This is a genomic window from Streptomyces sp. NPDC046831 (genome assembly GCF_040645305.1).
Taxonomy (GTDB): Bacteria; Actinomycetota; Actinomycetes; order Streptomycetales; family Streptomycetaceae; genus Streptomyces.
Map to the genome: position 1 here is coordinate 106,873 of NZ_JBEYXZ010000018.1, position 25,658 is coordinate 132,530.

Consider the following 25,658-nt stretch of genomic DNA (forward strand, 5'->3'; position numbering starts at 1 on the left):
CCGCGCGGCGGCGGGCCGTGAACCGGCCCGCCGCCGTCCCGCGGCGCCGTCGTCCTCCGCGCGGGGGCACGCGAGGCTCACCGGTAGAGGAGATACCTCCCGCGCGTCCTGCGGAAGGCCGCCAGCTCCTCCTGCCACCCCGCCACCACCTCGTCCGGGTCCGCCCCGGCGTCGATCATGGTCCGCACGCGCGAGGAACCGGTGAGCTTGTCGATCCACTGGTCGGAGCGCCAGGCGAAGCCGCTCCACACCCGCTTGGCGGTCACCAGCAGCCCGACGCCGGTGCGCACGGGGTCGAACGCCGCCCGGTCGTGCACGTGGACCTGCACCCCGCCCACGGTCTTCCCCTGGAACTTGGAGGACGTGGGGGCGAAGTAGGCCTCCCTGAAGTGGACTCCCGGCAGGCCGAGTTCCTCCGCCGCGGCCGCCCACCGGCCGTCCACGCCCTCGGCGCCGAGCAGTTCGAACGGGCGGGTGGTGCCGCGCCCCTCCGACAGGTTGGTGCCCTCGAACAGGCAGGTGCCCGAGTACACCAGGGCCGTGTCGGGCGTCGGCATGTTCGGGCTGGGCGGCACCCACGGCAGCCCGGAGGCGTCGTAGAAGTCCGACCGCCGCCACCCCGTCATGAGCACGGTCTCCAGCGGCACCGGGGCGGTCAGGAACTCCCCGTTGAACAGCCGCGCCAGCTCCGCGACCGTCATCCCGTGCGCCTGGGCGATCGGCCGCCGTCCGACGAAGGTCGCGAACTCCTTGTGCAGCACCGGTCCCAGGGCCTGCCGCCCGGTGACCGGGTTGGGCCGGTCCAGGACGACGAACCGCTTGCCCGCGAGCGCGGCCGCCTCCATGCAGTCGAACAGCGTCCAGATGTACGTGTAGAAGCGCGCGCCCACGTCCTGGATGTCGAAGACGACGGTGTCCACGCCGGACGCGGTGAAGACGTCCGCCAGCGGCTGCCCGCTCTTGAGGTAGGTGTCGTGGACGGGCAGGCCGGTCGCCGGGTCGTCGTAGCGGCCCTCGGAGCCGCCCGCCTGCGCGGTGCCGCGGAAGCCGTGCTCGGGCCCGAAGACCGCGACCAGGTCCACGCGGCGGTCGGCGTGCATGACGTCGACGATGTGCCGCACCGCCCCGCTCCCGCGCGCGCTGCCGCCGCCGGTGACGCCGGTGGGGTTGGTCACGACGCCGACCCGCTGCCCGTCGAGCACGGCGTAGCCGTCGGCGGCCAGCCGGTCGAAACCGGTGCGCAGCCGCCGTCCGCCGTCGGGGGCCGCGTGCGCGGAGGCCGCCTGCGTCCCCGTCGCCGCGACCGCGGCCGTGCCGGCGAGCAGACTTCGTCTGGACAGCTTCATGCGGTGACCTCCGTGATCGGCGGGTGTCATGCCCACGCACTTGGGCCTGTCCCGGCGGATCCTGCCGCAGAACCGCGGTGCCGCACAGCCGTCTGCGGCGTTCTCCTCACCCACGGGCGCGGACCCGACCCGGACGGAGGACTCCCGCCGTGCCGGCAGCGCTCCCTGGCCCGGGCACACGCCGCCCGCCCGCCTGCGCCGGCCGGGCGCCCCCGCTTCCCCGGCGGTCCGGTCCGGCGTGGCCCGGCCCGGCCGGGTCCGGCGGGGCGGGCGGATCCGGGCGCGCTCCGCGGCTAAGGAGCGCGGCGCGCGGGCGCCCGCGCGCGCCGTCCGTGCGTGCCGCCTCTTCCGCCGCGACATACCGACCGGTTAGTCTGGCGCCGCAGCAGAGCCGCCGATGCCGACGCGTCGGGCGCCGTGACGCCGTGTCGAAGGAGACCGATGGTGCAAGCCGTGCAGGATGCGGGAGTGGTGGTCACCGGGGCGGGAGGCGGCATCGGAGCCGCGCTGGCCCGCCGGTTCGCCGCCGAGGGCGCCCGGGTCGTGGTCAACGACCTCGACGCCGAACGGGCCAAGGAGGTCGCCGCGGAGATCGGCGGTGTCGCGGTGCCGGGCGACGCCTCCGCGATCGTCGCCGAGGCCCGTGACGCGCTGGGCGGCACGGTCGACGTCTACTGCGCCAACGCGGGCGTGGCCTCCGCCGGTTCGGAAGCGGCCGGAGAGGACGTCTGGGCGCTCGCCTGGGACGTCAACGTCATGGCCCACGTACGCGCGGCCCGGGCGCTGCTCCCCGGCTGGCTGGAGCGCGGCAGCGGCCGTTTCGTCTCCACCGTCTCCGCCGCCGGGCTGCTCACCATGATCGGCGCCGCCCCGTACAGCGTCACCAAGCATGGCGCCCTGGCCTTCGCCGAGTGGCTGTCGCTGACGTACCGCCACCGCGGGATCAAGGTGCACGCCATCTGCCCCCAGGGAGTGCGCACCGACATGCTGACCGCCTCCGGAAGCGCCGGCGAACTCGTCCTGCAGCCCACCGCGATCGACGCCGAGGACGTGGCCGAGGCCCTCTTCCGGGGCATCGAGGAGGACCGCTTCCTGATCCTGCCGCACCCCGAGGTCGCCGGGTACCACCAGGCCCGCGCCGCCGACCCCGACCGCTGGCTGTCCGGCATGAACCACCTCCAGCGCACCTGGGAGGAGAACCGGTGACCGCCTCCCGCTACGCCGCCAAGCCCTGGCTGGACCTCCTCGACGAGGCCCAGCGCGCTCCGGTCGACCCGGCAGACTCCCTGGTGCACGCCCTGCGCCGCGCGGTCGCCGAGGCCCCGGACCGCACCTTCCTCGCCTACTTCGACGCCCGCCTGACCTACCGGGAGGCCGACGAGCTCAGCGACTCCGTCGCCGGCCACCTCGCCGCGCGCGGCCTGCGGCGCGGCGACCGGGTCGCCGTCCTGCTGCAGAACTCCCCGCACTTCGTGCTCGCGGTCTTCGGCGCCTGGAAGGCCGGCGCGACCGTCGTCCCCGTCAATCCGATGTACAAGTCGGGGGAGGTCGCCCACGTCCTGAAGGACGGCGAGGTGGCCGCGCTCGTCTGCTCCGACCGGGCCTGGGAGTCCTACCTGCGCGACACGGCCGAGGGCTCCCCGGTGCGTGTCGTGCTCACCGCCTGCGAGCGGGACTTCCAGACCCGCGACGACGCTCGGGTGCTCACCTTCGAACGGCTGCCGCAGGCCCCCGACGCCGACGACCTGGTGGCCGTCGCCCGGCAGGGCCACCGGGCGCCCGCGGACCGCGACCCCGCGCCGGCCGACATCGCCCTGATCAGCTACACCTCGGGCACCAGCGGCACCCCCAAGGGAGCCACCAACACCCACGGCAACATCATGCACAACGCCGAGCGCCAGCGGACCGGCCTCGGCCTGCCCGAGGCGCCCGTCTACTTCGCGATGGCGCCGCTGTTCCACATCACCGGCATGGTCTGCCAGTTCGGCGCCTGCCTGAACAGCGCCGGCACGCTCGTGCTGGCGTACCGCTTCGAGGCCGGCGTGGTCCTGGACGCCTTCGCCGAGCACCGGCCGCACTACACCGTCGGCCCCTCGACCGCGTTCATGGCGCTGGCCGCCCACCCAGCCGTCACCCCGGACCACTTCGCCTCCTTCCGCGTCATCTCCTCCGGCGGCGCGCCGCTGCCGCCCGCACTGGTGGAGAAGTTCCGCGCCGGCTTCGGCCCGTACATCCGCAACGGCTACGGGCTCACCGAGTGCACCGCGCCCTGCGCCTCCGTGCCGCCCCACCGGGAGGCCCCCGTGGACCCGGTCTCGGGCACGCTGGCCGTCGGGGTGCCCGGACCCGACACGGTCGTACGGATCGTCGACGACGCCGGCGCGGAGGTGCCCTTCGGCGAGCAGGGCGAGATCGTCGTCCGCGGCCCGCAGGTCGTCCCCGGCTACTGGCGGCGCCCCGATGCCACCGCCGCGACCTTCCCGGACGGCGAGCTGCGCACCGGCGACATCGGGTTCATGGACGAGCAGGGCTGGCTGTACGTCGTCGACCGCAAGAAGGACATGATCAACGCCTCCGGCTTCAAGGTCTGGCCGCGCGAGGTCGAGGACGTGCTCTACACGCACCCGGCGGTCCGCGAGGCGGCCGTCGTCGGGGTGCCCGACGGCTACCGGGGGGAGACCGTCAAGGCCTACATCAGCCTCCGCCCGGGCGCCGAGACGGACCCGGACGCACTCGCCGCGTACTGCAAGGAGAGACTGGCCGCCTACAAGTACCCGCGGCAGGTGGAGATCCTGCCGGACTTGCCCAAGACGGCGAGTGGGAAGATCCTCCGGCGGGAACTTCGTTCCCGCCGGGAGTGAGCCTCGGGGGCGCGCCTTGGAGGCGGACAGCACCCACGGGGGTCAGGACAGTCGGCAGTACCACGGAAAGGCAGGTGGCGGCAGTGCCCAGGACGACGGACGGTGACGGGACTCCTGTGCCGCAGCGGCTCCTGGCCGCCGCCACCCGGCTCTTCGCCGAGCAGGGGTACGACCGGACCTCCGTGCAGGAGATCGTCGAGGCGGCGGGCGTCACCAAGGGCGCGCTGTACCACTACTTCGGCTCCAAGGACGACCTCCTGCACGAGGTGTACGCGCGCGTGCTGCGCGTGCAGCAGGAGCGGCTCGACGCCTTCGCCAACGCGGACGAGCCGATCGACAAGCGCGTCCGGGACGCCGCCGCGGACGTCGTGGTCACGACGATCGACAACCTCGACGACGCGTCGATCTTCTTCCGCTCCATGCACCACCTCAGCCCGGAGAAGAACAAGCAGGTGCGCGCCGAGCGCCGGCGCTACCACGAACGCTTCCGCGCGCTCATCGAGGAGGGCCAGCAGGCCGGCGTCTTCTCCAAGGAGACCCCCGCCGACCTGGTGGTCGACTACCACTTCGGGTCGGTGCACCACCTGTCGACCTGGTACCGGCCCGACGGCCCGCTCAGCCCGCAGGAGGTCGCCGACCACCTCGCCGACCTGCTGCTGCGGGCCCTGCGTCCCTGAGCCGCCCGGCGCCGCCGCGCCGCGGCCGGCCCCGAGCAAGCACGGCCGGGCCCCCGCCGCACACAGCATCCACAGCGCGGCGGGGGCCCGGCCGTGTGCCGGCGCGATGACGGGACCGTCAGAGGTACTTCTTCAGCTCCCGCCGCGCCAGTGAGCGCTGGTGCACCTCGTCCGGGCCGTCGGCGAGCATCAGGGTGCGGGCGGCGGCGTAGAGCTCGGCCAGCGGGAAGTCCTGGCTGACGCCGCCCGCGCCGTGCAGCTGGATCGCCCGGTCGAGGATGCCGACCACCGCGCGGGGCGTGGCGATCTTGATGGACTGGATCTCGGTGTGGGCGCCCCTGTTGCCCACGGTGTCCATCAGCCAGGCCGTCTTCAGCACCAGCAGCCGCAGCTGCTCGACCGTCACGCGCGCGTCCGCGATCCAGTTCTGGACCACGCCCTGCTGCGCCAGCGCCTTGCCGAAGGCCGTGCGCGAGGTGGCACGGCGGCACATCAGCTCGATCGCCCGCTCCGCCATCCCGATCAGGCGCATGCAGTGGTGGATGCGGCCCGGGCCGAGGCGGGCCTGGGCGATGGCGAAGCCGCCGCCCTCCTCGCCGATGAGGTTCGCCACCGGCACCCGGGCGTGGTCGAAGACCACCTCCGCGTGGCCGCCGTGGTAGTGGTCCTCGTACCCGAAGACCTGCATGGCGCGGCGGACCGTGACGCCCGGGGTGTCGCGCGGGACCAGCACCATGGACTGCTGGCGGCGGATGTCCGGCCCGTCCGGGTCCGTCTTGCCCATCACGATGAAGATGCTGCAGTTCGGGTCCATCGCCCCGGAGATGTACCACTTGCGGCCGGTGACGACGTACTCGTCGCCGTCCCGTTCGATGTGGGTGGTGATGTTCGTGGCGTCCGAGGAGGCCACCTCCGGCTCGGTCATCGCGAACGCCGAGCGGATCTCACCGGCGAGCAGCGGCTCCAGCCACTGCTTGCGCTGCCGCTCGTCGCCGAACTGGGCCAGCACCTCCATGTTGCCGGTGTCGGGGGCCGCGCAGTTCGTGACCGTGGGCGCCAGCTGCGGGCTGCGGCCGGTGATCTCCGCGAGCGGGGCGTACTGCAGGTTGGTGAGCCCGGCCCCGTACTCGGCGTCGGGCAGGAACAGGTTCCACAGCCCCTGCCGGCGTGCCTCGGCCTTCAGCTCCTCGACGACCGGCGGGGTGTCCCACGGCGACGCGAGCCGCGCGCGCTGCTCGTGCGCGACCGGCTCGGCCGGGTAGACGTACTCCTCCATGAAGGCGGTGAGCCGGGCGCGCAGCTCCTCGGTGCGCGCGTCGAACGTGAAGTCCATACGGATCAGCCCTCCTGGAGGCCGTCGTGCAGCGTGGTGAGGCCGTGCTCGATGAAGACCGGGACGAGGCCGCCGATGCGGTCGAAACCGCGGCCGACCGTCTGGCCGAGCGTGTACCGGTAGTGGATGCCCTCCAGGATCACGGCCAGCTTGAACCAGGCGAACGCCGTGTACCAGGAGACGGCCGAGACGTCGCGCCCCGAGCGCGCGGCGTACCGCTCGATCAGCTCGGCGGGCGCGGGGTGGCCGGCCGCCTGGGCGGTGGTGGAGACGGGGGAGCGGGGCAGGCCCAGCGGCGTGCTGTACATCACCAGCAGGCCCAGGTCGGTCAGCGGGTCGCCGAGCGTGGACATCTCCCAGTCGAGGATCGCCTTGATCCGGTCGCCCTCGCCGATCAGGACGTTGTCCAGCCGGTAGTCGCCGTGCACGACGGTGGGCGCCGGGGAGGCGGGCAGGGCGCGGCCGAGCGCCGCGTGCAGCTCGTCGATGCCGGCCAGCTCCCGGTTGCGGGAGGCGTCGAGCTGCTTGCCCCAGCGGCGCAGCTGACGGTCCAGGAAGCCCTCGGGGCGCCCGAAGTCGGCGAGCCCGACCTCGCCGGCGTCGACCGCGTGCAGCTCGACCAGGGTGTCCACCAGGGACAGCACCGCGCCCCGGGTGCGCTCCGGGCCGAGCGCAGCGAGCTGTTCGGCGGTGCGGTACGGGGTACCGGCCACGAACTCCATGACGTAGAACGGTGCTCCGAGCACGTCCTCGTCCTCGCACAGCAGCACCGGACGCGGCACCGGTACGTTCGTCGGGTGCAGCGCGTCGATCACCCGGTACTCGCGCCGCATGTCGTGCGCGGTGGCGAGGACGTGGCCGAGCGGCGGGCGCCGTACCACCCACCGGGAGGTGCCGTCCGAGACCTCGTAGGTGAGGTTCGACCGTCCGCCCTCGATCAGCCGGCCGGTCAGGGGGCCCTGGGCCAGGCCGGGCCGCTCGCGGTCGAGCAGGCCGCGCAGCCGGTCGAGGTCGAGTCCGGGCGGGTGGTCGGGGCTCATCGTGGCTCCTCCGGGCGGTGAAGAACGGGACCCGACCATGATGCCGACCGGTCGGTATGTCGTCCAGTGGGCGGACCGAACGTGATCGGGGCCACGAGGGGCCCACGGGAGCGCGACGGCGGTGGTGGCCGCTGCCGGGGCCCCGGTGTCCCGGCAGGCGACAGCTCCCCGCCTGCTGTGCCGGGGAGCTGTCGGATGGCGGCCGGGGGCGGGCCTCAACGGGGCCGGCGGGCGGCGATGTCCGGGGCCGGGACAGGCAACGTTCGCCCCGTCGCGGCGCCCGGCACGCGCCCCCGTCCTCGAACCGGCTTCGCGCGGCTGGGACGGGGGGACCCCCTTCGCCGCACCGGCCGAACGCCCGGTGCAGCCACTACGAGGGCGTCCGGCCGACACGCCGAGAGCAGGCACCGGACGCCGCTGCTTGACGGGCAAGCGTTGCCTGGCGCGGAACTAGTGGTCGTCCCAGTGCCCGTCGTGCTCGGCGTGCCGGTGGCCGTCGTGCAGGTAGTCGACGTGGTCGCCGTGCCGGACGCGCTGGTGGCCGCAGTCCTCGCCGTGCCGGTGGTCGTGGCCCTCGTGCACGGTGTGCCCGCCGGGCTCGCACTCGTCCCAGTGCCCGGCGTGCTCGCGGTGCAGGTGGCCGTCGTGCGCGTAGTCGACGTGGTCGCCGTGCGGCACCTCCGTGTGCCCGCAGCCCGGGCCGTGGGCGTGCGTGTCGTGAGGCGCGTGTTCCTGGTGAAGGGCGGTCATGGTGCTCACCTCGGGGGTGCGGTGGGCGCGAGGGCGCGGACAACGGACAGGCTGCCACGCGCCGGGTGCGTATCCGGGCATTCCGGTTGCGTGGCGCCCGGGTACCCCGGAGGGTCGGTGGCATGAAGGGCATCAGCTACAGCCGGTACGGCGGTCCCGAAGTGCTCGCGTACGGGGAGGTGCGCGACCCCAAGGTCGGACCCGACGCGGTCCTCGTGAGGGTGCGCGCGGCGGCTGTGAACCCGGTCGACTGGAAGTGCCGGGAGGGCCATCTCGACGGCATCCTCGACGCCGTCTTCCCGGTGATCCCCGGCTGGGACGTGGCCGGCGTGGTGGTGCGGCCGGGGACGTCCGTCACGGAGTTCGCCGCGGGCGACGAGGTCATCGGCTACGTCCGCGAGGACTTCCTCTCCCGCGGCACCTTCGCCGAGTACGTGGCCGCGCCGGTGCGCACGCTGGCCCGCAAGCCGCGCAACCTCTCCTTCGAGGAGGCCGCCGGGCTGCCGCTGACCGGACTCACCGCCTACCAGGTGCTCACCAGGGCGCTCGGGGTCAGGCGCGGCGAGACCGTCCTCGTGCACGCGGCCGCGGGCGGCGTCGGCTCGGTCGCCGTCCAGCTCGCCCACCACCTGGGCGCCCGGGTCATCGGCACCGCGAGCGCGCGCAACCACGACTTCGTGCGCTCCCTGGGCGGCGAACCGGTGACCTACGGCGAGGGCCTGGCCGAACGGGTGCGCGGGCTCGCGCCCGAGGGCGTCGACGCGGTGTTCGACACGATCGGCGGCGAGACGACGAAGGTCTCGGCGAACCTGCTCGCGCCCGAGGGCCGCCTGGTGTCGATCGCGGACCCTGAGGTCGTCGCCTACGGCGGCCGCTACTACTTCGTCCGCCCCGACGCGGAGGACCTGCTCCGGCTGTCCCAACTGGCGGAGCAGGGCGTGGTCACCGTGCACGTGTCGAGGACGTTCCCGCTGGAACGCACGGCGGACGCGCACCGCCTGAACCAGGAGGGGCGGACCCGGGGGAAGGTCGTGGTCACGGTGGACGGGGCGGAACCGGGGAGCGGCCGGTAGGCGGGACACGCCGTCGGGGCCGCGGGGAGGGTGGGACCCGCGACGCCGGTGGGCCTACAGCACCAGACCGGCCGCGCAGACGGCCAGGGCCGCCGTGGTCAGCGTGGCCGCGGCCGCGTGCGGCGGGGCCAGCGTCCGGGGGACCGGCGGCCCGGCCAGGGCGCGGATGCGGTGCTGCGCGAGGATCAGGAAGCCGACCCAGAGGACACAGCTCAGGGCGCAGACGAGGAGTCCCGCGGCGGTCGGGCCGTCGTGCAGGGCCGTCCGCACGGCGAGGACGGCGGCGACCGTGCAGGTGAGCGTCGTACGCCGCCAGGCCAGCCGGGTCCGCTCCGGCTGGAGACCGGGGTCCCGGCCCCGGTCCGCGGCGTCCCCGCCCCCGCTCACCCCTCCCACCCGACGAGCACCACGACGACCATGGCGACGGCGACGACCGCCACGACGACGCTCAGCACGGCCGGGAACCGCGACACGGGCAGGTCCTCGCCGCGGCGCATCGCCCGCTCGCAGCGCACCCAGTGGTTCACCGCGCGCAGGGAGCACAGCACGCCCGCGGTGAGCAGCCCGAGCGCCAGGCCGGCGCGCCAGGCCCAGCGCAGGTGCGGCAGGAACTGGTCGACGGCGAAACCGCCGCCGATCAGGGCGAGGGCGGTGCGCAACCAGGCCAGGAAGGTGCGCTCGTTGGCGAGCGAGAAGCGGTAGTCGGGCGTGTGCCCCTCCTGCCGGATCTGCTCGGGAGCGAACCACAGCCGCGCGTTCCGTACGAAACCGATCACGCGCGAGACCTTACCGAGCCCGCCCGCGGGCGCCCGGCGCGCGGGCGCGCCGTCAGCCCGCCGACCGGTACGCCCTCAGGCGCTCGTAGGCCGCCAGCCCGTCCGGCACCCACTCCCACTCCCGCAGACGCCGCTGCACCTCCTCGGGCGGCAGGAAGTCGTGCCAGGCCACCTCCTCGGCCTGGGGACGCACCGGCAGGTCGCAGCGGACCTGGTAGACGGCCGACCACCAGGTCCGGCCGGCCCCGTCGTCGTACAGGAACCTGAAGAGGTACTCGGGGCGGGGCAGCCCGGACACGCCGAGCTCCTCCTCGGCCTCACGCAGGGCGGCGTCGTCGTAGGACTCGCCCGCCCCGACGACCCCGCCGACGAACATGTCGTACAGGGAGGGGAAGACCAGCTTGGCCGGCGTGCGGCGGTGGACGAAGACCCGGCCCCCGGCGTCCCGCGCCTCGATGAAGACGCAGCGGTGGCGCAGGCCCCGGGCGTACGCCTCACCGCGCGGGGACTGCCCGACGACCCGGTCCTGCTCGTCGACGATGTCGAGGATCTCGTCTGCGGCGCTCATGCCGCCCATCCAAGCAGGCCGGCCGGCGCCCCGTTTCAGCGCGGTTGCAGGTCCTCGTCCCGGTACGGCTCGGCGGCCGCCGAGCCGGCCGGCATCGCCGGGTGCGCGCCCAGCAGGACGATGCCGGCCACGACCGCCGCGAGGCCCGCCGCCTCCCACGCCAGTGCGCCGGCACCGGTGCGCAGCCGGTCCCCGAGGAAGCCCACCCCGCAGCCGATCCCGGCCAGCGGCTCGGCGGCGGTCAGCGCGGGCAGCGACACCCGGAGCGGCGCCGCCTCGAACGCGCTCTGGACCAGGAGCAGCCCGCAGGCGCCGAGCACCAGCACGCCGTACGGCTGCCAGCACGTCAGCAGCCCGCTCCAGCCCCCTGCGGAGAACCGCTGCCCGCTCACCCGGGTGAGCGCGTCCTGTACGCCGTACAGCAGCCCGGCGGCGAGGGCCGCCGGCACCGCGCCCCCGCTCAGCCGCGACCGCTTGGCCCAGGCGGTCAGCAGCAGGGCCAGGCCCAGCATCATCCCCATGATCAGCCAGTGCCGCAGCGGACTGGTCACGGCGCTGCCGGCCCGCGGCTGCCCCGCCAGGATGAACGCGGTCACTCCGCCGGCCAGCAGCGCGAGGCCCGTCCAGCCGCGGCCGCCCAGCGGCTGCCGGGTCTGCCGGCGGGACAGGGCCAGGGCGAAGAGGAGGTTCGTCGCCAGCAGCGGCTCCACGAGCGACACCTCGCCCCGGCTCAGCGCGACGGCGCCCAGGGCCATGCCGGCCACCATCAGCCCCGTGCCGCCGAGCCAGCGCGGCACCCGCACCAGATCCAGCAGCAGCCGGGGGGAGAGGAAGTCGCCGAGCGGCGCCTGCCGGGCCGCGTTCTGCTGGTACACGAAGCCGAGGCCCATGCAGCAGGCGGCGCTCACGGCGAGGATCACGACCAGAACCGACACGCTGCGTACCTCGATCATCCGGCCGGGCCACGGGGTGCGTAGGCGCCGACTGTAGCGTCCCTGCACCCGCCCGGGCGCGAACCGCTCCCGGCCGTGGCGGCGCCCGGTGAGGCGCTGCGCACGGCACGCGCGGAACCCGCCGGGGCCGGCTCTTGCCGTTCGGACCGCTTCGGCGCCGGCCGGAGGGCACCACGCCTCACCACCGGCCGGATCGGCGGGCCGGATCCCGGCGACACGGCGTAGACTTCGCCACAAGTACCGCTTTGTTCACGCCAGTTGACGCGTGTAACGGCCTGTCGGCCCTTGACGCGGACCGTTGGCTGCGGGTTTGCTTTCCGTGATCAGTCGATCGCAGACCGGTGAACGACAGCGCAGTCGTGGTCACCGGGCCGAAGGGGGCCGTGGCACCCCGGAGGCGAACCGAGCCACGACCAGAGCGCGTGAGGAAGTCCCGCGGTGTCCCCACCCCCGCCACCCCTCGGCCGCGGCCGCAAGCGTGCGGCCCACCCCTTCGACGACGCCCTCGACGACGTCGAACTCGTCGCCGCGCGCGCCGCACTGGCCCAGGGGCGGTGGCAGGCCGTCCGGGCGCTGCTCGCCCGCACCGGTGACGACTGGGACCGGCGCGGGCACCGCGTCACCGTGCTCGCCCAGGAGAACCACGCCGCCGCCTGGGCCCGCGACTGGCTGCTCGCCGAGCCCGAGTCCGCCGACGCCTCGGTCCTGCTCGCCCTGGCCCTCGTCCACCGGGCGCTGCGCGGCAAGGACAAACCCGGCCAGGCCCGCCAGGCGTGCCGGGCCGCCGCCGAGCTGATCCCCGCCGACCCCACCCCGTGGCTGGGTCTGCTCCTGCTGGAGCGCGCCCTGGGCGCCGAGGAGGACGTCGTCCGCCTGTTCGACGAGGTCCGGTACCGGCACCCCGATCACCACCACGCCCACCATCTGATGGTCGCCCGGCTCGCCGAGCGCCGCGCGGACGCCGGCCCCGACCCGCTGCACGAGGTCTACGACTTCGCCAACTGGGCCGCCGAGCAGGCTCCCGCCGACTCGCCGCTGGCCGTGCTCCCCGTGGTCGCGCACGCCGAGCGCTACCGCGTCCTGGCCGGGGCCGGGCAGGAGTCCGCCGACCCGGCCGCCTCCGGGCACTGGGTGGGCCGCCGGGCCCGGCAGGTGATGAAGGCGGCCTTCGACTGGTGGCTGGAGTGGGAGCAGGAGGGCCACCCGCGGCGCCTGGTCGACCTCAACTTCCTGGCGCACGCCAAGTGCTGCGAGGGGCGGGGCGCGGAGGCCGCCGCGCTCTTCCACCGCATCGCGGAGCACGCCACGCCGGTGCCGTGGTCGTACCCCGACCGCGATCCGTCCGCCGCCTTCCTCGCCGCCCGCGCCGCCGCCCTCGGCCCTCCCTGACCGGCACGCGCCGGCCGGCCCGCGCCACCGGCGGAGCCGGCACCCCCGACCCGGCACGACACAGGACACCCGAGCCCCGAAGACCGGGCAGCCAGAGAGGACGACCCCGATGACCACGGGCAGTTCGAGCACCGCCAGGCCCACCGCGGACGGCGGCGGCATCAGCACCTTCAAGGGACAGGAGCGCGCGCTGCGCGCGGACCGCCTGGGCACGGGGGGCCTGCTGCTCTCCGTGCTCGCCGCGACCGCCCCCCTGATGGTGGTCGCGGGTGTCATGCCCACCACATTCGCGGTGATGGGGGTGGTCGGAGAGCCCCTGCTCTTCGTCGTCCTCGGCGTGGTCCTCGTCCTGTTCAGCGTCGGGTACGCCGAGATGAGCCGCCATGTGCACAACGCGGGCGCCTTCTACGCCTACATCGCCCGCGGCCTCGGCGGCACCGCCGGCGCCGGCGCCGCCCTGGTCGCCCTCGTCGCCTACAACGCCCTGCAGACCGGCATCTACGGCATCCTCGGCTTCGAGGTCTCGGGCCTGCTGGCCACCTACGCCGACGCGACCGTCGCCTGGTGGATCCCCGCGCTGCTGGCCGTGGCCGTCGTCGGCCTCCTCGGCTGGCTGAAGATCGACGTCAACGCGCGGGTGCTCGGGGTGCTGCTGGTCATCGAGGTGGCCCTGGTCGTCGTCTTCGACGTCGCCGCGGTCGCCGACCCCGCCGGGGAGGGCCTGTCCCTGCACGCCTTCGACCCGGGCACCCTCGGCGGCGCCGGGGTCGGCACCGCGCTCTGCTTCTGCATCGCGGCCTTCCTCGGCTTCGAGCAGGCCCCGGTGTACGCGGAGGAGACCAGCCGCCCCCACGTCCTGGTGCCCCGGGTGATGTTCCTCGCGGTCGCCGGCGTCGCCGTCTTCCTCGCGCTCAGCAGCTGGGCGCTCACCGTCGCCGCCGGCCCCTCCTCGATCGTCGCCGCGGCGCGGAAGGAGAGCGCCGGGCTGCTGTTCTCGCTGACCGAGTCCCGGCTCGGCGCGACGTTCACGGACGTGCTGCACGTGCTGTTCGTGACCGGCATGTTCGCCGCCCTGCTCAGCTTCCACAACGTCGTCGCCCGGTACGCCTTCGCCATGGGCCGCGAGGGCCTGCTGCCCGCGGCGTTCGGACGCACCTCCAGCACCAGCGGCGCGCCCGCGACCGGCTCGCTGGCGCAGACCGCCGTCTCCCTGGTGATCGTGCTCGCCTTCGCGGTCACGGACGACAAGCCGGCCGGCGACCCGACGGCGCCCGTGCTGCACCTGTTCACCTGGTTCGGCAACGTGGGCGCCCTCGGCGTGATCGTGCTGATGGCGGTGGCCTCCCTGTCGGTGATCGTCTTCTTCGCCCGGCGCGGGGCCGCGGCCGCCCAGGCGTGGCGGCTGGCCACCTCCGCGGTCGCCGGGCTCGCCCTGCTGGTGATCGCCGGCTACACGGTCCGGGACTTCGACGTCCTGGTCGGCGCCGGTCCCGGTTCGGCGCTCAGCCTGGTGCTGCCCGGCGTCATCGGCCTCGCGCTGGTCGCCGGCCTGGTCCAGGGCGCCGTGCTGCGCGCCCGCCGGCCCGCCGCCCACGCCCGCATCGGGCTCGGCAACGAGGCGTTCCAGCTGGACAAGGCGGCCGAGGAGGCCGGAACCGGGTCCTGACCGGCGCTCCGGCACGCGCCGCGCGGCCTCCGGACTTCCGGGGAGCGGAAACCTCCGGCGAGCGCCGCGGTGGTGACGTGGGTTCGGGCGAGCGCCGCGCTCCCTGGCCCCGCAGGGGCCCCGGGTGCTCGAATGGGAACGTGAACCCCGAACCGACCGAGGAGGAGGGTGGCCGGCCCGTCGGCCGCCGCGTCCTGCTCGGCACCCTCGGCCTCGGCGCCCTGGGGGTGGCCGCCGCGCCCACCCTGCAGCGCGGCCTGGAGGCGTTCCTCGCCGCCGCGTCCGAGAAGGATCCCACCGGCCTGACGGGACTGCTCCCGAACGGCGGCGGTTTCCGCTACTACTCCGTGGCCGCCTCCGTGCCCCGCCGCGACGCCGCCGGCTACCGGCTGACCGTCGACGGCCTGGTCGACCGCCCGGCCGTCCACACGCTGCCCGCCCTGCGCGCGCTGCCGCAGACCCGCGTCGTCCGCGACGTCCAGTGCGTCACGGGGTGGCGGGTGCCCGGCACGGCCTTCGAGGGCGTACGGCTGTCCCGGCTGCTGGACGCGGCGGGCGTGCGGCCGTCGGCGAGGGCCGTGCGCCTCACCTGCTTCGACGGCACGTACTCCGAGAGTCTGACGCTGGAGCAGGCCCGCCGCCCCGACGTGCTGGTCGCGCTGCGCATGCGGGACAGGGACCTGGAGCACGCGCACGGCGGCCCGGTCCGGCTGTACGTGGCCCCCATGTACTTCTACAAGTCCGCCAAGTGGCTGTCCGGCATCACCGTCACCGACGAGGTGGAACCCGGCTACTGGGAGCAGCGCGGCTACGACGTCGACGCCTGGGTGGGCCGCTCGAACGGGCGGGACGATGAACCCACGGGCTGAGGTCCCGCCGGCCGGCGCGCGGGTGCGCCGGTTCGCTCCGGCGGAACGGTGGGTGCACCGGACGACGGCCGCGCTGACGGGCGTGTGCGTGGTGACGGCGGCCTGCCTGTACGTCCCTCAGCTCGCCGAGCTCGTGGGCCGCCGCGAGCTGGTCGTCCGTGTCCACGAGGTGGGCGGCTGCCTGCTTCCCGTGCCCGTCCTGGCCGGCCTCGCCTCCCGGTCCTTCCGCTCCGACCTCGGCCGCCTGAACCGTTTCGGACCGCACGACCGCCGCTGGCTGCGCGCCGCCGTGCGCCGCGACGCCCGGCCCTCCGCGCGGCCGGCCGGCAAGTTCAACGCGGGGCAGAAGCTCTACGCGGCCTGGACCGCCGGGGCGACGCTCGTCATGCTCGGCACGGGACTGATGATGTGGTTCACCCACCTCGTCCCACTGACGTGGCGCACCGGCGCGACCTTCGTCCACGACTGGCTTGCGCTGACCCTCGGCGTCGTCCTGGCGGGCCACGTCGGGATGGCCGCCGCCGACCCGGAGGCCCGGCGCGGCCTGCGCACCGGCTGGGTGAGCGAGGAGTGGGCCCGGCGCGAGCATCCGCTGTGGCGTCCCCCGGCGGACCGGCCGCGGCAGCCGGAACCGGGTTCCGGGCTCCGGTAGGGCCGCCGGCGGTTGGGCCGCCGGCGCGGACGCGGCGCCGGACGACGGCTCGGCGGCCGGGGTGCCACGGGCGCCACCGGCGTCCGCGGCACCCCGGCCGCCTCCTTCTTCGGACTTCAGAGCACGCTCGTCATGCCGGCGTCTAGACCACCAGGGAGAGCAGCAGCACCAGGGCGCCGGCGACGACCGAGATGATCGTCTCCATGACGGACCAGGTCTTGACGGTCTGGCCGACGCTCAGGCCGAAGTACTCCTTCACCAGCCAGAAGCCGGCGTCGTTGACGTGGCTGAAGAACAGCGAGCCGGCACCGATGGCCAGGACCAGCAGGGAGGTGTGGGCCGTCGACATGTCGGCCGCCAGCGGTGCGACCAGACCGGCCGCCGAGACGGTCGCCACGGTCGCCGAGCCGGTCGCGAGCCGGATCGCCACGGCGATCAGCCAGGCGAGCACCAGCGCCGGGATCGACCAGTCCTTGGAGATGTCCAGGATCATCTGGCCCACGCCGCAGTCGATCAGCGTCTGCTTGAAGCCGCCGCCCGCGCCGACGATGAGCAGGATGCCCGCGATGGGGGCGAGCCCCTTCTCCACCAGGCCCGATATCCGCTCCTTGCCGAGGCCGGCCGGCCGGCCCAGCGTGAAGATGCCGACGATCACGGCGGCGAGCAGGGCGATCAGCGGGGAGCCGACGACGTCGAAGACACGCTGGATCGGCTGCTCCGGGTCGTCCACGACGATGTCGACCAGCGCCTTGAGCAGCATCAGGACCACCGGCAGCAGCACGGTCGCCAGGGTCGCACCGAAGCCGGGGCGCCGCTCGAGGTCCTCCGAAGGGCGCTGCGGGATCATGCGGTCGGGGGCCGGGACGTCCACCCAGCGGGCCGCGAACCGGGAGAACACCGGGCCGGCGATGATCACCGTCGGGATGGCGACGAGGATGCCGAAGGCCAGCGTGACGCCGAGGTTCGCCTTGACCGCGTCGATCGCGACCAGCGGTCCGGGGTGCGGCGGGATCAGGCCGTGCATCACGGACAGGCCGGCCAGCGCCGGGATGCCGATGCGCATCAGGGAGTAGTTGCCGCGCCGGGCGACCATCAGGACGACCGGGATCAGCAGCACGATGCCGACCTCGAAGAACAGCGGCAGGCCGATCACCGAGGCGATCAGCACCATCGCCCACGGCATCGCACGGCCGCCCGCCTTGGCGAGGATCGTGTCGACGATCTGGTCCGCGCCGCCGGAGTCGGCGAGCAGCTTGCCGAGGACGGCTCCGAGAGCGATCAGGACACCGACGCTCGCCACCGTGGCGCCGAGCCCGGTGGTGAAGCTGGTGATCACCTTGTCGAGCGGCGCTCCCGCCACCGCGCCGAGCGCCAGCGACCCGATGGTCAGCGCGAGGAACGCGTGCAGCTTGAACTTGGTGATGAGCAGGACGATGACGGCGATGCCCGCCAGGACGGCGATGCCCAACTGGGCGTGGCCGGCCGAGGTGATCGGCTGGACGGGGTCCGCTGCCAGCATCTCGACGCTGAGTCTGGTCACGGGGGAGTTTCCTCGCTGGTGAAGTGGGTTGGGGACGAAGGCCGTGCCGGACCGGGGCCGTGGGCCGCGGCCGGGCTGTGGGGGAGGGGCCCTACTGCGGAGGCAGGTGTGCCTCGGGGGACTGCGGGGAGCTGTCGAGGCCGTCGAGCGCGGAGACGGCACGCGCGGTGATCTCCTCGGGGCTGCCCGAGACGTCGACCGCGACGCCCGCCTCGTCCGCCTGCAGCGGCTGGAGCGTGGCGAACTGCGAGTCCAGCAGCGCGGTCGGCATGAAGTGGCCCCGACGGCCGCCCATCCGGCTCTCGATGAGCTCCCGGTCGCCCGTCAGGTGGACGAACACGACGCCGGGAGCCGCGGCCCTGAGCCGGTCGCGGTACGACCGCTTCAGCGCCGAGCTGCTCACCACTCCGCCGAGGCCCGCGCGGCCGTGCGCCCAGGCGCCGATGGCGTCGAGCCACGGCCACCGGTCGTCGTCGTCGAGCGGCACGCCGGCCGACATCTTGGCGATGTTGGCCGGGGGGTGGAAGTCGTCACCCTCGGCATAGGGGACGCCCAGCCGGGCGGCGAGCAGCGGACCGATCGTGGTCTTGCCCGTGCCGGCGACGCCCATCACCACGACGACGTGGGGGGTACGCATCACAGCCTCGCTGTCTTCCTCGACAAGCAACGTCGACTTCCGACGTCCGCCACACTGAAACCCATTAGGTACGACGAATTCAAGAGTCTGTGACAAATAAGTCTGACTTTTTGAACCGGTGATCCACCCCGTACGCTGAGTGCATGAGCACAACGGGCCGGGGGCTGCACGGCCGCGTACTGGACACCCTCGGCCCCGAGATCACCGCTGGGGAGTACCCGCCGGGCAGCGTGCTGCGCACGGACGAACTCGCGCAGCGCTTCGACGTGTCACGGTCCGTGATGCGCGAGGCGGTCCGCGTCCTGGAGTCCATGCACCTGGTCGCCTCACGCCGACGCGTCGGCGTGACCGTCCTCGCCCCGTCCCAGTGGAACGTCTACGACCCCCAGGTCATCCGCTGGCGGCTGGCCGGGGCCGACCGGGCGCGGCAGCTGCGGTCGCTCACGGTCCTGCGGTCGGCGGTGGAACCGGTCGCCGCGGGCCTCGCGGCGAAGAACGCCACCTCCGAGCAGTGCGCCGAGCTCACCGAGTGCGCACTGGGCATGGTGGCCAACTCGCGCGGCCACCGGCTCCAGCAGTACCTGGTCCACGACGTGGCCTTCCACCGGGTGATCCTCAACGCCTCGGGCAACGAGATGTTCGCCCGCCTCGGCGACGTCGTGGCGGAGGTCCTGACCGGCCGCACCCACCACGAGGTCATGTTCGAGGACCCCGACCCGCCCGCCGTCACGCTCCACCTCCAGGTCGCCGAGGCCGTGCGCGCCCGCGACGCGGACCGCGCCGAGCGGCTCACCCGCGAGATCACCGTCGGCGCACTGCAGGAACTGGACGTCCTGGCGCCGTAGCGCGGCTACGCGTCGGGGAAGTCCCCGTCGACGTACACCCACGCCCCGCCGACCCGCTCGAACCGGCTGCGCTCGTGCAGCGCACCGCCGCGGTAGGAGGCGCGGAACGTCACTGTGCCGGTGCTGTGGAAGGCGGAGCCGTCCGTCGTGCCGAGCACCTCCAGACCGGTCCAGCGCATCCCGGGGTCGAAGTCGATCCGCGCCGGCCGCGTCCGCGGATGCCAGGTCCGCAGCAGATGACCCGCGTCCTGCCGCACGAAGGCGGTGTACCGCGAGCGCATCAGCGCCTCGGCGGTCGGCGCGGGGGAGCCGCCCGGGGCCAGGTACCGGCCGCAGCACTTCTCGAACGGCTCGGGCAGCCCGCACGGGCAGGAACGCGGCGTCATGACCGCCATTGTGCCCCCTCCCGCACTGCACTCCCGCAGCGCGTGCGGCGCGCACCCGACTACGTCACAGTGGAAGCAGGCCGGGCACCGGGCCGCCGCGTGCCCCGCGCCGGTGTCAGGAGGGACGGAAGATGACGTCAGCCGACGGTCGCCGGCCCCCGTCCGCCAAGGAGTGGACGCTGTGCCTCTACCTGTGCGAGAACGACCCCGCGACCACGGCCCGGATCGTCCTGGACACCGGTGACGGCCTGCTGGAGTGCTGTGCGGAGGCCCACCGCAACCCCTGCGACGCCGTGGTGCCCGAGATCGGCGACGAGGTCGCAGCCGGCCGCGCCCTGATATCGCTGGGCAGGCGTCTGCTCCGGGCCGCCGACGGCGACATCGCGGCGACCGGGGCGCCCGAGACGTCCCGGCCCGCACCCTTGTGGCGGCTGCCTCGGGAGTGAGGAGGCTGATCGTGGTCTTCATGGATCGTCGGGACGCAGGACGGCAGCTCGGCGCGCGCCTGGGTCACCTCGCGGGCCAGGACGTCGTGGTGCTGGGGCTGCCCCGGGGCGGCGTGCCGGTCGCGGCCGAGGTCGCCGAGGCCCTCGGCGCGCCCCTGGACGTGTGCCTGGTCCGCAAGCTCGGGGTGCCCTTCCAGCCGGAGCTGGGCATGGGCGCGATCGGCGAGGACGGCGTGCGCGTGATCAACGACGCGGTGGTGCGGGAGGCCCGCGTCACACGGCAGCAACTCGCCCGGGTCGAGGAACGCGAGCGGGGAGTGCTGGAGCAGCGCGCCGCCCGCTACCGGGGCGACCGTACCCCCGTGGGCCTCGCCGGGCGGACGGCGGTGGTGGTCGACGACGGGGTGGCCACCGGGTCGACCGCGCGGGTGGCCTGCACGATCGCCCGGGAGCGCGGCGCGGCGCGGATCGTGCTCGCCGTGCCCGTCGCACCGGCGGACTGGACGGACCGGCTCGGTGACGACGCCGACGAGCTGGTCTGCCTGGACACGCCGTGGGACTTCTTCGCGATCGGCCAGTTCTACCTCGACTTCACCCAGACCCCCGACGACGAGGTCGCCGCCTGCCTGCGGCGGGCCGCCCACCGTTCCCCGGAGACAGGGGGCCCGGCGGGTTCCGCGGGAGCCGGGGGCGTGGACCGCGAGGTGCGGATCCCGGCCGGTCCGGTACGGCTGGAAGGGCGGCTGACCGTACCGGCGGGGGCCGTCGGGGTCGTGCTCTTCGCGCACGGCAGCGGCAGCAGCCGGCACAGCCCCCGGAACGGCTTCGTGGCCGCGGGCCTGAACCGGGCAGGTCTCGGCACGCTCCTGTTCGACCTCCTCACCGAGGAGGAGGAGCGCGACCGGGCCAATGTGTTCGACACCGGCCTGCTGGCCCAACGGCTGGCCGGCGCCACCGGCTGGCTGCGCGCACAGCCCGGCACGGCCCAGCTCGCCGTCGGGTACTTCGGCGCCAGCACCGGCGCGGCGGCCGCCCTGTGGGCCGCGGCCGAACCGGACACCCACGTGGCCGCCGTGGTCTCGCGGGGCGGCCGGCCCGATCTCGCCGGGCCTCGGCTGCCCGAGGTGACGGCGCCGACCCTCCTCGTCGTCGGCGGCGCGGACACCACGGTGCTCGACCTCAACCGGTGGGCGCAGGCGCGGCTGCGCTGCGAGAACCGGCTCGCGGTCGTGCCCGGCGCGAGCCACCTGTTCGAGGAGCCGGGCGCGCTGGAGACGGTGACCGACCTGGCCCGCGACTGGTTCACGGACCACATGGCCCCGGCGCACGTGTAGAGCGCGGCACCCCGCCCGGGCGGGCGCGGTGGGCGCCCGCCCGGACGGGGCCGCGCTGTCGACCGGCCCGGGCGGGCGGGAGTGGCGGTGGGCCGAGTCCTGGAGGGGGCCGCGGTGGTTTGCGGGCCGGAGCGGCGGGTCCACGGCTCGGGGCGGCCGGCCGGCGGACTACAGCCCCTGGGCCAGCAGGAGTTCGTGCGCGAGCCGCGCGCCCCTGGCCGCCTCCTCCGGCCGCGGCTCCTCGGCGGGGACGTCCTCCAGGCCCCGGGCGAGCGCCCGCACGGCGCCGACCAGGGTCGCCACCTGCGCCTCCAGCTGGCTCAGTCGCTGCTCGGGGCTCTGCCCGCGCTCCGCGCCGGCCGCGGCGGGACCGGTTTCGGTGCCGGCTGGGCCGGTGTCGTTCGGCGTCATGTCGGGTTCCTTCCGTGAGGCGGCCGGCCCCCGCGTGCCCCGCGGCGCCGGGCGGCACGGGGCACGTGGGGACCGGGCGGCACGGCGGCCCCGGGCCCGGTGCCGGGACACCGCCGCGATGCCGGCCGTGCCGCAGGGGCGCGGTGTGCCGGGGGTGCCGTCTTCCAGGTTCGTCACCGGCCGCCGGGATGTGGAGGGCCGAAGGTCCCCGCCCCGCCGACGGCTTCGCGGTCCGCCCGCGGCCGTGCTGGTGCCGCGGCAGGCAACGTTCGCCCGTCGGGGAGCGGCGTCCGGTGCGTGCTCCCGGCGTGCCGGCCGCCCTCGTACTGGATGTACTGGGGGTTTCGTCCGGGGCGGCGAAGGGGTCCCCCCGTCCGAGCCGTGCGAAGCCGGTTCGAGGACGGGGGCGCGTGCCGGGCGTCGCGACGGGGCGAACGTAGTCTGCCGCGGCACTAGCTTGGGAGCATGGAGCAGCGAGCGGTCACCCTCTTCCTGGCCGGTGACGTCATGCTCGGCCGGGGGGTGGACCAGATCCTCCCGCACCCCGGCGAGCCGGCGCTGCGGGAGTCGTACGTCCGCGACGCCCGCGACTACGTCGCCCTCGCCGAGGCGGTGAACGGGCCGATTCCCCGGCCGGCCGGCTTCTGCTGGCCGTGGGGCGAGGCCCTGCCCGTGCTGGACGACGCGGCGCCCGACGTCCGGGTGGTGAACCTGGAGACCTCCGTGACCCAGGACGGCGACTTCGCACCCGGCAAGGGCGTCCACTACCGGATGCATCCGGCCAACCTCCCCGCCCTGGCCGTGGCCCGCCCGGACGTCTGCGTCCTGGCCAACAACCACGTGCTCGACTTCGGGTTGCGCGGCCTCGAGGAGACGCTGGACCGCCTGGCGGACGCCCGGCTGCGGACTGCGGGCGCGGGCCGGAACGCGACCGCGGCATGCCGGCCGGCCGCCGTCCCCCTGCCCTCGGGCGGCCGGGTACTGGTCTTCTCCTTCGGCATGCCGTCCAGCGGCATCCCCCGCACCTGGGCGGCCGGCGCCGGACGAGCCGGGGTCGCGTTCGCCGCCGCCCCGGACGCGGCCGCCGCGGCCGCGTTCGCCGGCCGCGTGCGGCAGGTCCGGCGGCCCGGCGACCTCGTCGTCGCCTCGGTGCACTGGGGCTCCAACTGGGGCTACGCCGTCTCCCGGGACGAGGTCCGCTTCGCCCACGCGCTCGTCGAAGCGGGCGCCGACGTGGTCCACGGGCACTCCTCGCACCACCCGCGCCCGCTGGAGGTCCACCGAAACCGGCTCGTGCTGTACGGCTGCGGCGACCTCGTCGACGACTACGAGGGCATCGGCGGTCACCGGCGCTACCGGGACGACCTGCGGGTGCTGTACCTGGCGTCGCTGGAGCGGGACACCGGGCGGCTCGCCGGTCTGCGGATGGTCCCGCTGCGGGCCCGCAGGATGCGGCTGGAGCACGCGCCGGCGGAGGACATCGCCTGGCTGCGCGCCGCCCTGGACCGGTGCAGCCGTTCCTTCGGCACCCGGGTCGGGCTCGGCCCGGACGGCACACTCGTGCCGCGGCCCGCGCACGCCTGACCGGCCCCCGCACACGCGTGACCGGCCCCCGCGCACGCGTGACCGGCCCCCGCACACGCGTGACCTGGCCGGACGACCGGTACGAACGGGGCCGGTGCGCGGCCGGCCCGCGGGTGCGGGGCCACCGAGGCGCAAGCGCCCCGTGTGCGCGACCGGTGCGCGTGACCGGGCGCGGACGACGGGCCCGGTGCGGACGGTGGGTCCGGTGCGGACGGCGGGTCCGACGGATACGGTGGGTCCGGTGCGGACGGCGGGTCCGACGGGGACGGTGGGTCCGGTGCGGACGGCGACCACCGGGCCGCCGCGCCCGTACGCCGGACACGCCGAAGCGGTGCCGGCCGTTTCCGGCCGACACCGCTTCCGACTGGTGTCCGAGGGGGGACTTGAACCCCCACGCCCGATAAAGGGCACTAGCACCTCAAGCTAGCGCGTCTGCCATTCCGCCACCCGGACAAGGTGTGTGTCGTGCGGGGCTTCCCCTCGCGGCGACGAAGGAAACATTACCAGGCTTTCGGGGAGGGTCGATCACCCCCCGTCCCGCGGTGAACGGCGTGTGACCGGCCCGGGGGCTGTCTTGGGGCCGGGCGCGCGGAGGGGCAGGATGAGGGGGACCACCAGCACACGGCAGGAGGAACAGCGTGAGCGAGACGGACACGGCCAGGAGCGTCACCGGCGAGGACGAGGTCGTGGACCTCTGCCGCGAGCTGATCCAGATCGACACCAGCAACTACGGCGACCACTCGGGACCCGGCGAGCGCAAGGCCGCCGAGTACGTCGCCGAGAAGCTCGCCGAGGTCGGGCTCGAACCGCGCATCTTCGAGTCGCACCCGGGCCGCGCCTCGACCGTGGCCCGCATCGAGGGCGAGGACCCGTCCCGCCCCGCCCTGCTCATCCACGGCCACACGGACGTCGTGCCGGCGAACGCCTCCGACTGGACCCACCACCCCTTCTCCGGCGAGATCGCGGACGGGTGCGTGTGGGGCCGCGGCGCCGTCGACATGAAGGACATGGACGCGATGACCCTCGCGGTCGTGCGCGACCGGCTGCGCAGCGGCCGCAAGCCCCCGCGGGACATCGTGCTCGCCTTCCTCGCCGACGAGGAGGCCGGCGGCACCTACGGGGCGCGCCACCTCGTCGACAACCACCCCGAGCTGTTCGAGGGCGTCACCGAGGCGATCGGCGAGGTCGGCGGGTTCTCCTTCACCGTCAACGAGAAGCTGCGGCTCTACCTCGTCGAGACCGCCCAGAAGGGCATGCACTGGATGCGGCTCACCGTGGACGGCACGGCCGGCCACGGCTCGATGACCAACGACGACAACGCGATCACCGAGCTGTGCGAGGCGGTCGCGCGGGTCGGCCGGCACACCTGGCCGGTGCGGGTCACCAAGACGGTGCGGGCCTTCCTCGACGAGCTCTCCGACGCGCTCGGCACCGAACTCGACCCGGACAACATGCAGGAGGCCCTCGCCAAGCTCGGCGGCATCGCCCGCATGATCGGCACCACCCTGCGCAACTCCGCGGCGCCCACGATGCTCGGCGCCGGCTACAAGGTCAACGTCATCCCCGGCCAGGCCGTCGCCCACCTGGACGGCCGCTTCCTGCCCGGCTACGAGGAGGAGTTCCTCGCCGACCTCGACCGGCTGCTCGGCCCGCGCGTCAGGCGCGAGGACGTGCACTCCGACAAGGCGCTGGAGACGGACTTCGACGGCCGGCTGGTCGACGCCATGCAGAGCGCGCTGCGCGCCGAGGACCCGATCGCCCGGGCGGTGCCGTACATGCTCTCCGCGGGCACGGACGCCAAGTCCTTCGACGACCTCGGCATCCGCTGCTTCGGCTTCGCGCCACTGCGGCTGCCCCCGGAGCTGGACTTCGCGGGCATGTTCCACGGGGTGGACGAGCGGGTTCCGGTCGACGGCCTGAAGTTCGGCGTCCGCGTGCTCGACCGGTTCCTCGACGCGTCCTGAGGCGCGCCGCGCCGGCCCGGACGCCTTTTCCGCTCGTAGGCCCCGGCTTCCGCTCGTAGGGCCCGGCATATTCGGTCGCGCGTACGGAGATCACCGGGAAGGGTGAATGCGCTCATAAGCTCGTAGCTTCATTACTCCGTCCTCGTTACAGGTGATGCGATCAGCAATACGAGATCGCTTTTGCCGACTAGGAGGAATAATGATCAAGAAGGTCGTCGCTGCCGCTGCCGCCACCGGTGGTCTGGTTCTCGCGGGCGCCGGTGTGGCCGCCGCCGACTCCGGCGCCCACGGTGCCGCCGTGCACTCCCCGGGCGTCCTCTCCGGCAACGTCATCCAGGCGCCGGTGCACGTGCCGGTGAACGTCTGCGGCAACACGGTCAACGTGATCGGGCTCCTGAACCCCGCTGCCGGCAACGCCTGCGTCAACAAGTGACGTCGCGTCCCGCCCCGTGAGGGTCTGACTCCATCGGCTCCGTGGGGGGTCCGAACCCGTCGGGCCCGGAAACCGGGGGAGGGGCGTGATTCCGCAAGGGCTCGTGCGCGGGGCGGCAAATGGCA

Annotated in this window: 26 protein-coding genes and 1 tRNA gene; 14 read left to right on the forward strand and 13 right to left on the reverse strand. The window is 74.4% G+C overall.

Translation table 11 applies throughout. The annotated features are described in order from the left end of the window. Positions 1-77: 77 nt before the first annotated feature. On the reverse strand, positions 78-1,346 hold the full coding sequence (locus ABZ920_RS17690; protein ID WP_361505127.1) for a DUF1343 domain-containing protein: 1,269 nt from the start codon (positions 1,344-1,346) through the stop codon (positions 78-80). A gap of 441 nt (positions 1,347-1,787) precedes the next feature. Between ABZ920_RS17690 and ABZ920_RS17695 the strand changes: the two genes are divergently transcribed. The 3 genes from ABZ920_RS17695 (at position 1,788) to ABZ920_RS17705 (ending at position 4,884) form a co-directional block, all read left to right on the forward strand. Next, complete coding sequence (locus ABZ920_RS17695; RefSeq protein WP_361505130.1) at positions 1,788-2,552, forward strand: SDR family oxidoreductase; 765 nt, start codon at positions 1,788-1,790, stop codon at positions 2,550-2,552. Beyond that, positions 2,549-4,207: an AMP-binding protein gene (locus ABZ920_RS17700; protein ID WP_361505133.1), complete on the forward strand. Its 1,659-nt coding sequence runs from the start codon at positions 2,549-2,551 to the stop codon at positions 4,205-4,207. Before ABZ920_RS17695 ends, ABZ920_RS17700 begins: the two co-directional genes overlap by 4 nt. Positions 4,208-4,290: 83 nt before the next feature. Beyond that, complete coding sequence (locus ABZ920_RS17705) at positions 4,291-4,884, forward strand: TetR/AcrR family transcriptional regulator (RefSeq protein ID WP_361505136.1); 594 nt, start codon at positions 4,291-4,293, stop codon at positions 4,882-4,884. A 118-nt stretch (positions 4,885-5,002) separates the two neighbouring features. On the opposite strand, the gene ABZ920_RS17710 is transcribed toward ABZ920_RS17705, so the two are convergent. From ABZ920_RS17710 to ABZ920_RS17720, 3 genes are all read right to left on the reverse strand, one after another. Further along, entirely contained in the window at positions 5,003-6,217 is a 1,215-nt protein-coding gene (locus tag ABZ920_RS17710; protein WP_361505139.1) for an acyl-CoA dehydrogenase family protein, read from the reverse strand. A gap of 5 nt (positions 6,218-6,222) precedes the next feature. Next, a complete protein-coding gene (locus ABZ920_RS17715) occupies positions 6,223-7,257 on the reverse strand; it encodes a phosphotransferase family protein (RefSeq protein WP_361505142.1) in 1,035 nt (344 codons plus the stop codon). A 450-nt stretch (positions 7,258-7,707) separates the two neighbouring features. Then, positions 7,708-8,007 carry a hypothetical protein gene (locus ABZ920_RS17720; RefSeq protein ID WP_361505145.1) on the reverse strand — a complete coding sequence of 100 codons (300 nt, stop codon included), beginning with the start codon at positions 8,005-8,007 and terminating at the stop codon, positions 7,708-7,710. 122 nt (positions 8,008-8,129) lie between these two features. On the opposite strand from ABZ920_RS17720, the gene ABZ920_RS17725 reads away from it, so the two are divergent. Beyond that, entirely contained in the window at positions 8,130-9,080 is a 951-nt protein-coding gene (locus ABZ920_RS17725; RefSeq protein ID WP_361505148.1) for an NADP-dependent oxidoreductase, read from the forward strand. A 54-nt stretch (positions 9,081-9,134) separates the two neighbouring features. Here the strand turns inward: ABZ920_RS17725 and ABZ920_RS17730 are convergent, their stop codons facing one another. The 4 genes from ABZ920_RS17730 to ABZ920_RS17745 are packed head-to-tail and all read right to left on the reverse strand — an operon-like array spanning position 9,135 to position 11,359. Further along, entirely contained in the window at positions 9,135-9,467 is a 333-nt protein-coding gene (locus ABZ920_RS17730) for a DUF202 domain-containing protein (RefSeq protein WP_361505151.1), read from the reverse strand. After that, a complete protein-coding gene (locus ABZ920_RS17735; RefSeq protein ID WP_361505154.1) occupies positions 9,464-9,856 on the reverse strand; it encodes a DUF202 domain-containing protein in 393 nt (130 codons plus the stop codon). Before ABZ920_RS17735 ends, ABZ920_RS17730 begins: the two co-directional genes overlap by 4 nt. Before the next feature lie 52 nt (positions 9,857-9,908). Continuing rightward, positions 9,909-10,424 carry an NUDIX domain-containing protein gene (locus ABZ920_RS17740; protein ID WP_361505156.1) on the reverse strand — a complete coding sequence of 172 codons (516 nt, stop codon included), beginning with the start codon at positions 10,422-10,424 and terminating at the stop codon, positions 9,909-9,911. A gap of 35 nt (positions 10,425-10,459) precedes the next feature. Continuing rightward, a complete protein-coding gene (locus tag ABZ920_RS17745; protein WP_361505159.1) occupies positions 10,460-11,359 on the reverse strand; it encodes a DMT family transporter in 900 nt (299 codons plus the stop codon). A gap of 456 nt (positions 11,360-11,815) precedes the next feature. Between ABZ920_RS17745 and ABZ920_RS17750 the strand changes: the two genes are divergently transcribed. From ABZ920_RS17750 to ABZ920_RS17765, 4 genes are all read left to right on the forward strand, one after another. Then, on the forward strand, positions 11,816-12,766 hold the full coding sequence (locus tag ABZ920_RS17750) for a hypothetical protein (RefSeq protein WP_361505162.1): 951 nt from the start codon (positions 11,816-11,818) through the stop codon (positions 12,764-12,766). A 109-nt stretch (positions 12,767-12,875) separates the two neighbouring features. Next, positions 12,876-14,432, forward strand: coding sequence for an APC family permease (locus ABZ920_RS17755; protein WP_361505165.1), 1,557 nt, complete (start codon positions 12,876-12,878; stop codon positions 14,430-14,432). Between the two features lie 140 nt (positions 14,433-14,572). Next, complete coding sequence (locus tag ABZ920_RS17760) at positions 14,573-15,301, forward strand: molybdopterin-dependent oxidoreductase (protein ID WP_361505167.1); 729 nt, start codon at positions 14,573-14,575, stop codon at positions 15,299-15,301. Next, positions 15,285-15,953: a cytochrome b/b6 domain-containing protein gene (locus ABZ920_RS17765; RefSeq protein WP_361505170.1), complete on the forward strand. Its 669-nt coding sequence runs from the start codon at positions 15,285-15,287 to the stop codon at positions 15,951-15,953. Before ABZ920_RS17760 ends, ABZ920_RS17765 begins: the two co-directional genes overlap by 17 nt. Positions 15,954-16,095: 142 nt before the next feature. Here the strand turns inward: ABZ920_RS17765 and ABZ920_RS17770 are convergent, their stop codons facing one another. Continuing rightward, a complete protein-coding gene (locus ABZ920_RS17770) occupies positions 16,096-17,493 on the reverse strand; it encodes a gluconate:H+ symporter (RefSeq protein WP_361505172.1) in 1,398 nt (465 codons plus the stop codon). A gap of 91 nt (positions 17,494-17,584) precedes the next feature. After that, positions 17,585-18,130: a gluconokinase gene (locus ABZ920_RS17775; RefSeq protein WP_361505175.1), complete on the reverse strand. Its 546-nt coding sequence runs from the start codon at positions 18,128-18,130 to the stop codon at positions 17,585-17,587. Between the two features lie 143 nt (positions 18,131-18,273). Between ABZ920_RS17775 and ABZ920_RS17780 the strand changes: the two genes are divergently transcribed. Then, the gene (locus ABZ920_RS17780; protein ID WP_361505178.1) at positions 18,274-18,975 is read left to right on the forward strand and encodes a FadR/GntR family transcriptional regulator; all 702 of its coding nucleotides are present in this window, start codon (positions 18,274-18,276) and stop codon (positions 18,973-18,975) included. A gap of 5 nt (positions 18,976-18,980) precedes the next feature. Here ABZ920_RS17780 and ABZ920_RS17785 read toward each other — a convergent pair whose 3' ends face one another. Next, positions 18,981-19,361, reverse strand: a complete 381-nt coding sequence (locus ABZ920_RS17785) for a YchJ family metal-binding protein (protein WP_361505180.1) — start codon at positions 19,359-19,361, stop codon at positions 18,981-18,983. A gap of 131 nt (positions 19,362-19,492) precedes the next feature. On the opposite strand from ABZ920_RS17785, the gene ABZ920_RS17790 reads away from it, so the two are divergent. Both ABZ920_RS17790 and ABZ920_RS17795 read left to right on the forward strand, forming a co-directional pair. Further along, entirely contained in the window at positions 19,493-19,807 is a 315-nt protein-coding gene (locus tag ABZ920_RS17790; protein WP_361505183.1) for a dsRBD fold-containing protein, read from the forward strand. An 11-nt stretch (positions 19,808-19,818) separates the two neighbouring features. Continuing rightward, on the forward strand, positions 19,819-21,141 hold the full coding sequence (locus ABZ920_RS17795) for a phosphoribosyltransferase family protein (RefSeq protein WP_361505186.1): 1,323 nt from the start codon (positions 19,819-19,821) through the stop codon (positions 21,139-21,141). Between the two features lie 168 nt (positions 21,142-21,309). Here the strand turns inward: ABZ920_RS17795 and ABZ920_RS17800 are convergent, their stop codons facing one another. Then, positions 21,310-21,552 carry a hypothetical protein gene (locus ABZ920_RS17800; protein ID WP_361505189.1) on the reverse strand — a complete coding sequence of 81 codons (243 nt, stop codon included), beginning with the start codon at positions 21,550-21,552 and terminating at the stop codon, positions 21,310-21,312. A gap of 465 nt (positions 21,553-22,017) precedes the next feature. Between ABZ920_RS17800 and ABZ920_RS17805 the strand changes: the two genes are divergently transcribed. Next, positions 22,018-23,136, forward strand: a complete 1,119-nt coding sequence (locus ABZ920_RS17805) for a CapA family protein (RefSeq protein WP_361505192.1) — start codon at positions 22,018-22,020, stop codon at positions 23,134-23,136. A gap of 365 nt (positions 23,137-23,501) precedes the next feature. Here ABZ920_RS17805 and ABZ920_RS17810 read toward each other — a convergent pair. Further along, a tRNA-Leu gene (locus ABZ920_RS17810) sits at positions 23,502-23,589 on the reverse strand. A gap of 185 nt (positions 23,590-23,774) precedes the next feature. Here ABZ920_RS17810 and ABZ920_RS17815 point away from each other — a divergent pair. After that, positions 23,775-25,100 carry a M20/M25/M40 family metallo-hydrolase gene (locus tag ABZ920_RS17815; RefSeq protein WP_361505195.1) on the forward strand — a complete coding sequence of 442 codons (1,326 nt, stop codon included), beginning with the start codon at positions 23,775-23,777 and terminating at the stop codon, positions 25,098-25,100. Between the two features lie 199 nt (positions 25,101-25,299). Continuing rightward, positions 25,300-25,533, forward strand: a complete 234-nt coding sequence (chpH, locus tag ABZ920_RS17820; protein WP_361505198.1) for a chaplin ChpH — start codon at positions 25,300-25,302, stop codon at positions 25,531-25,533. The last annotated feature ends 125 nt before the right edge of the window (positions 25,534-25,658 follow it).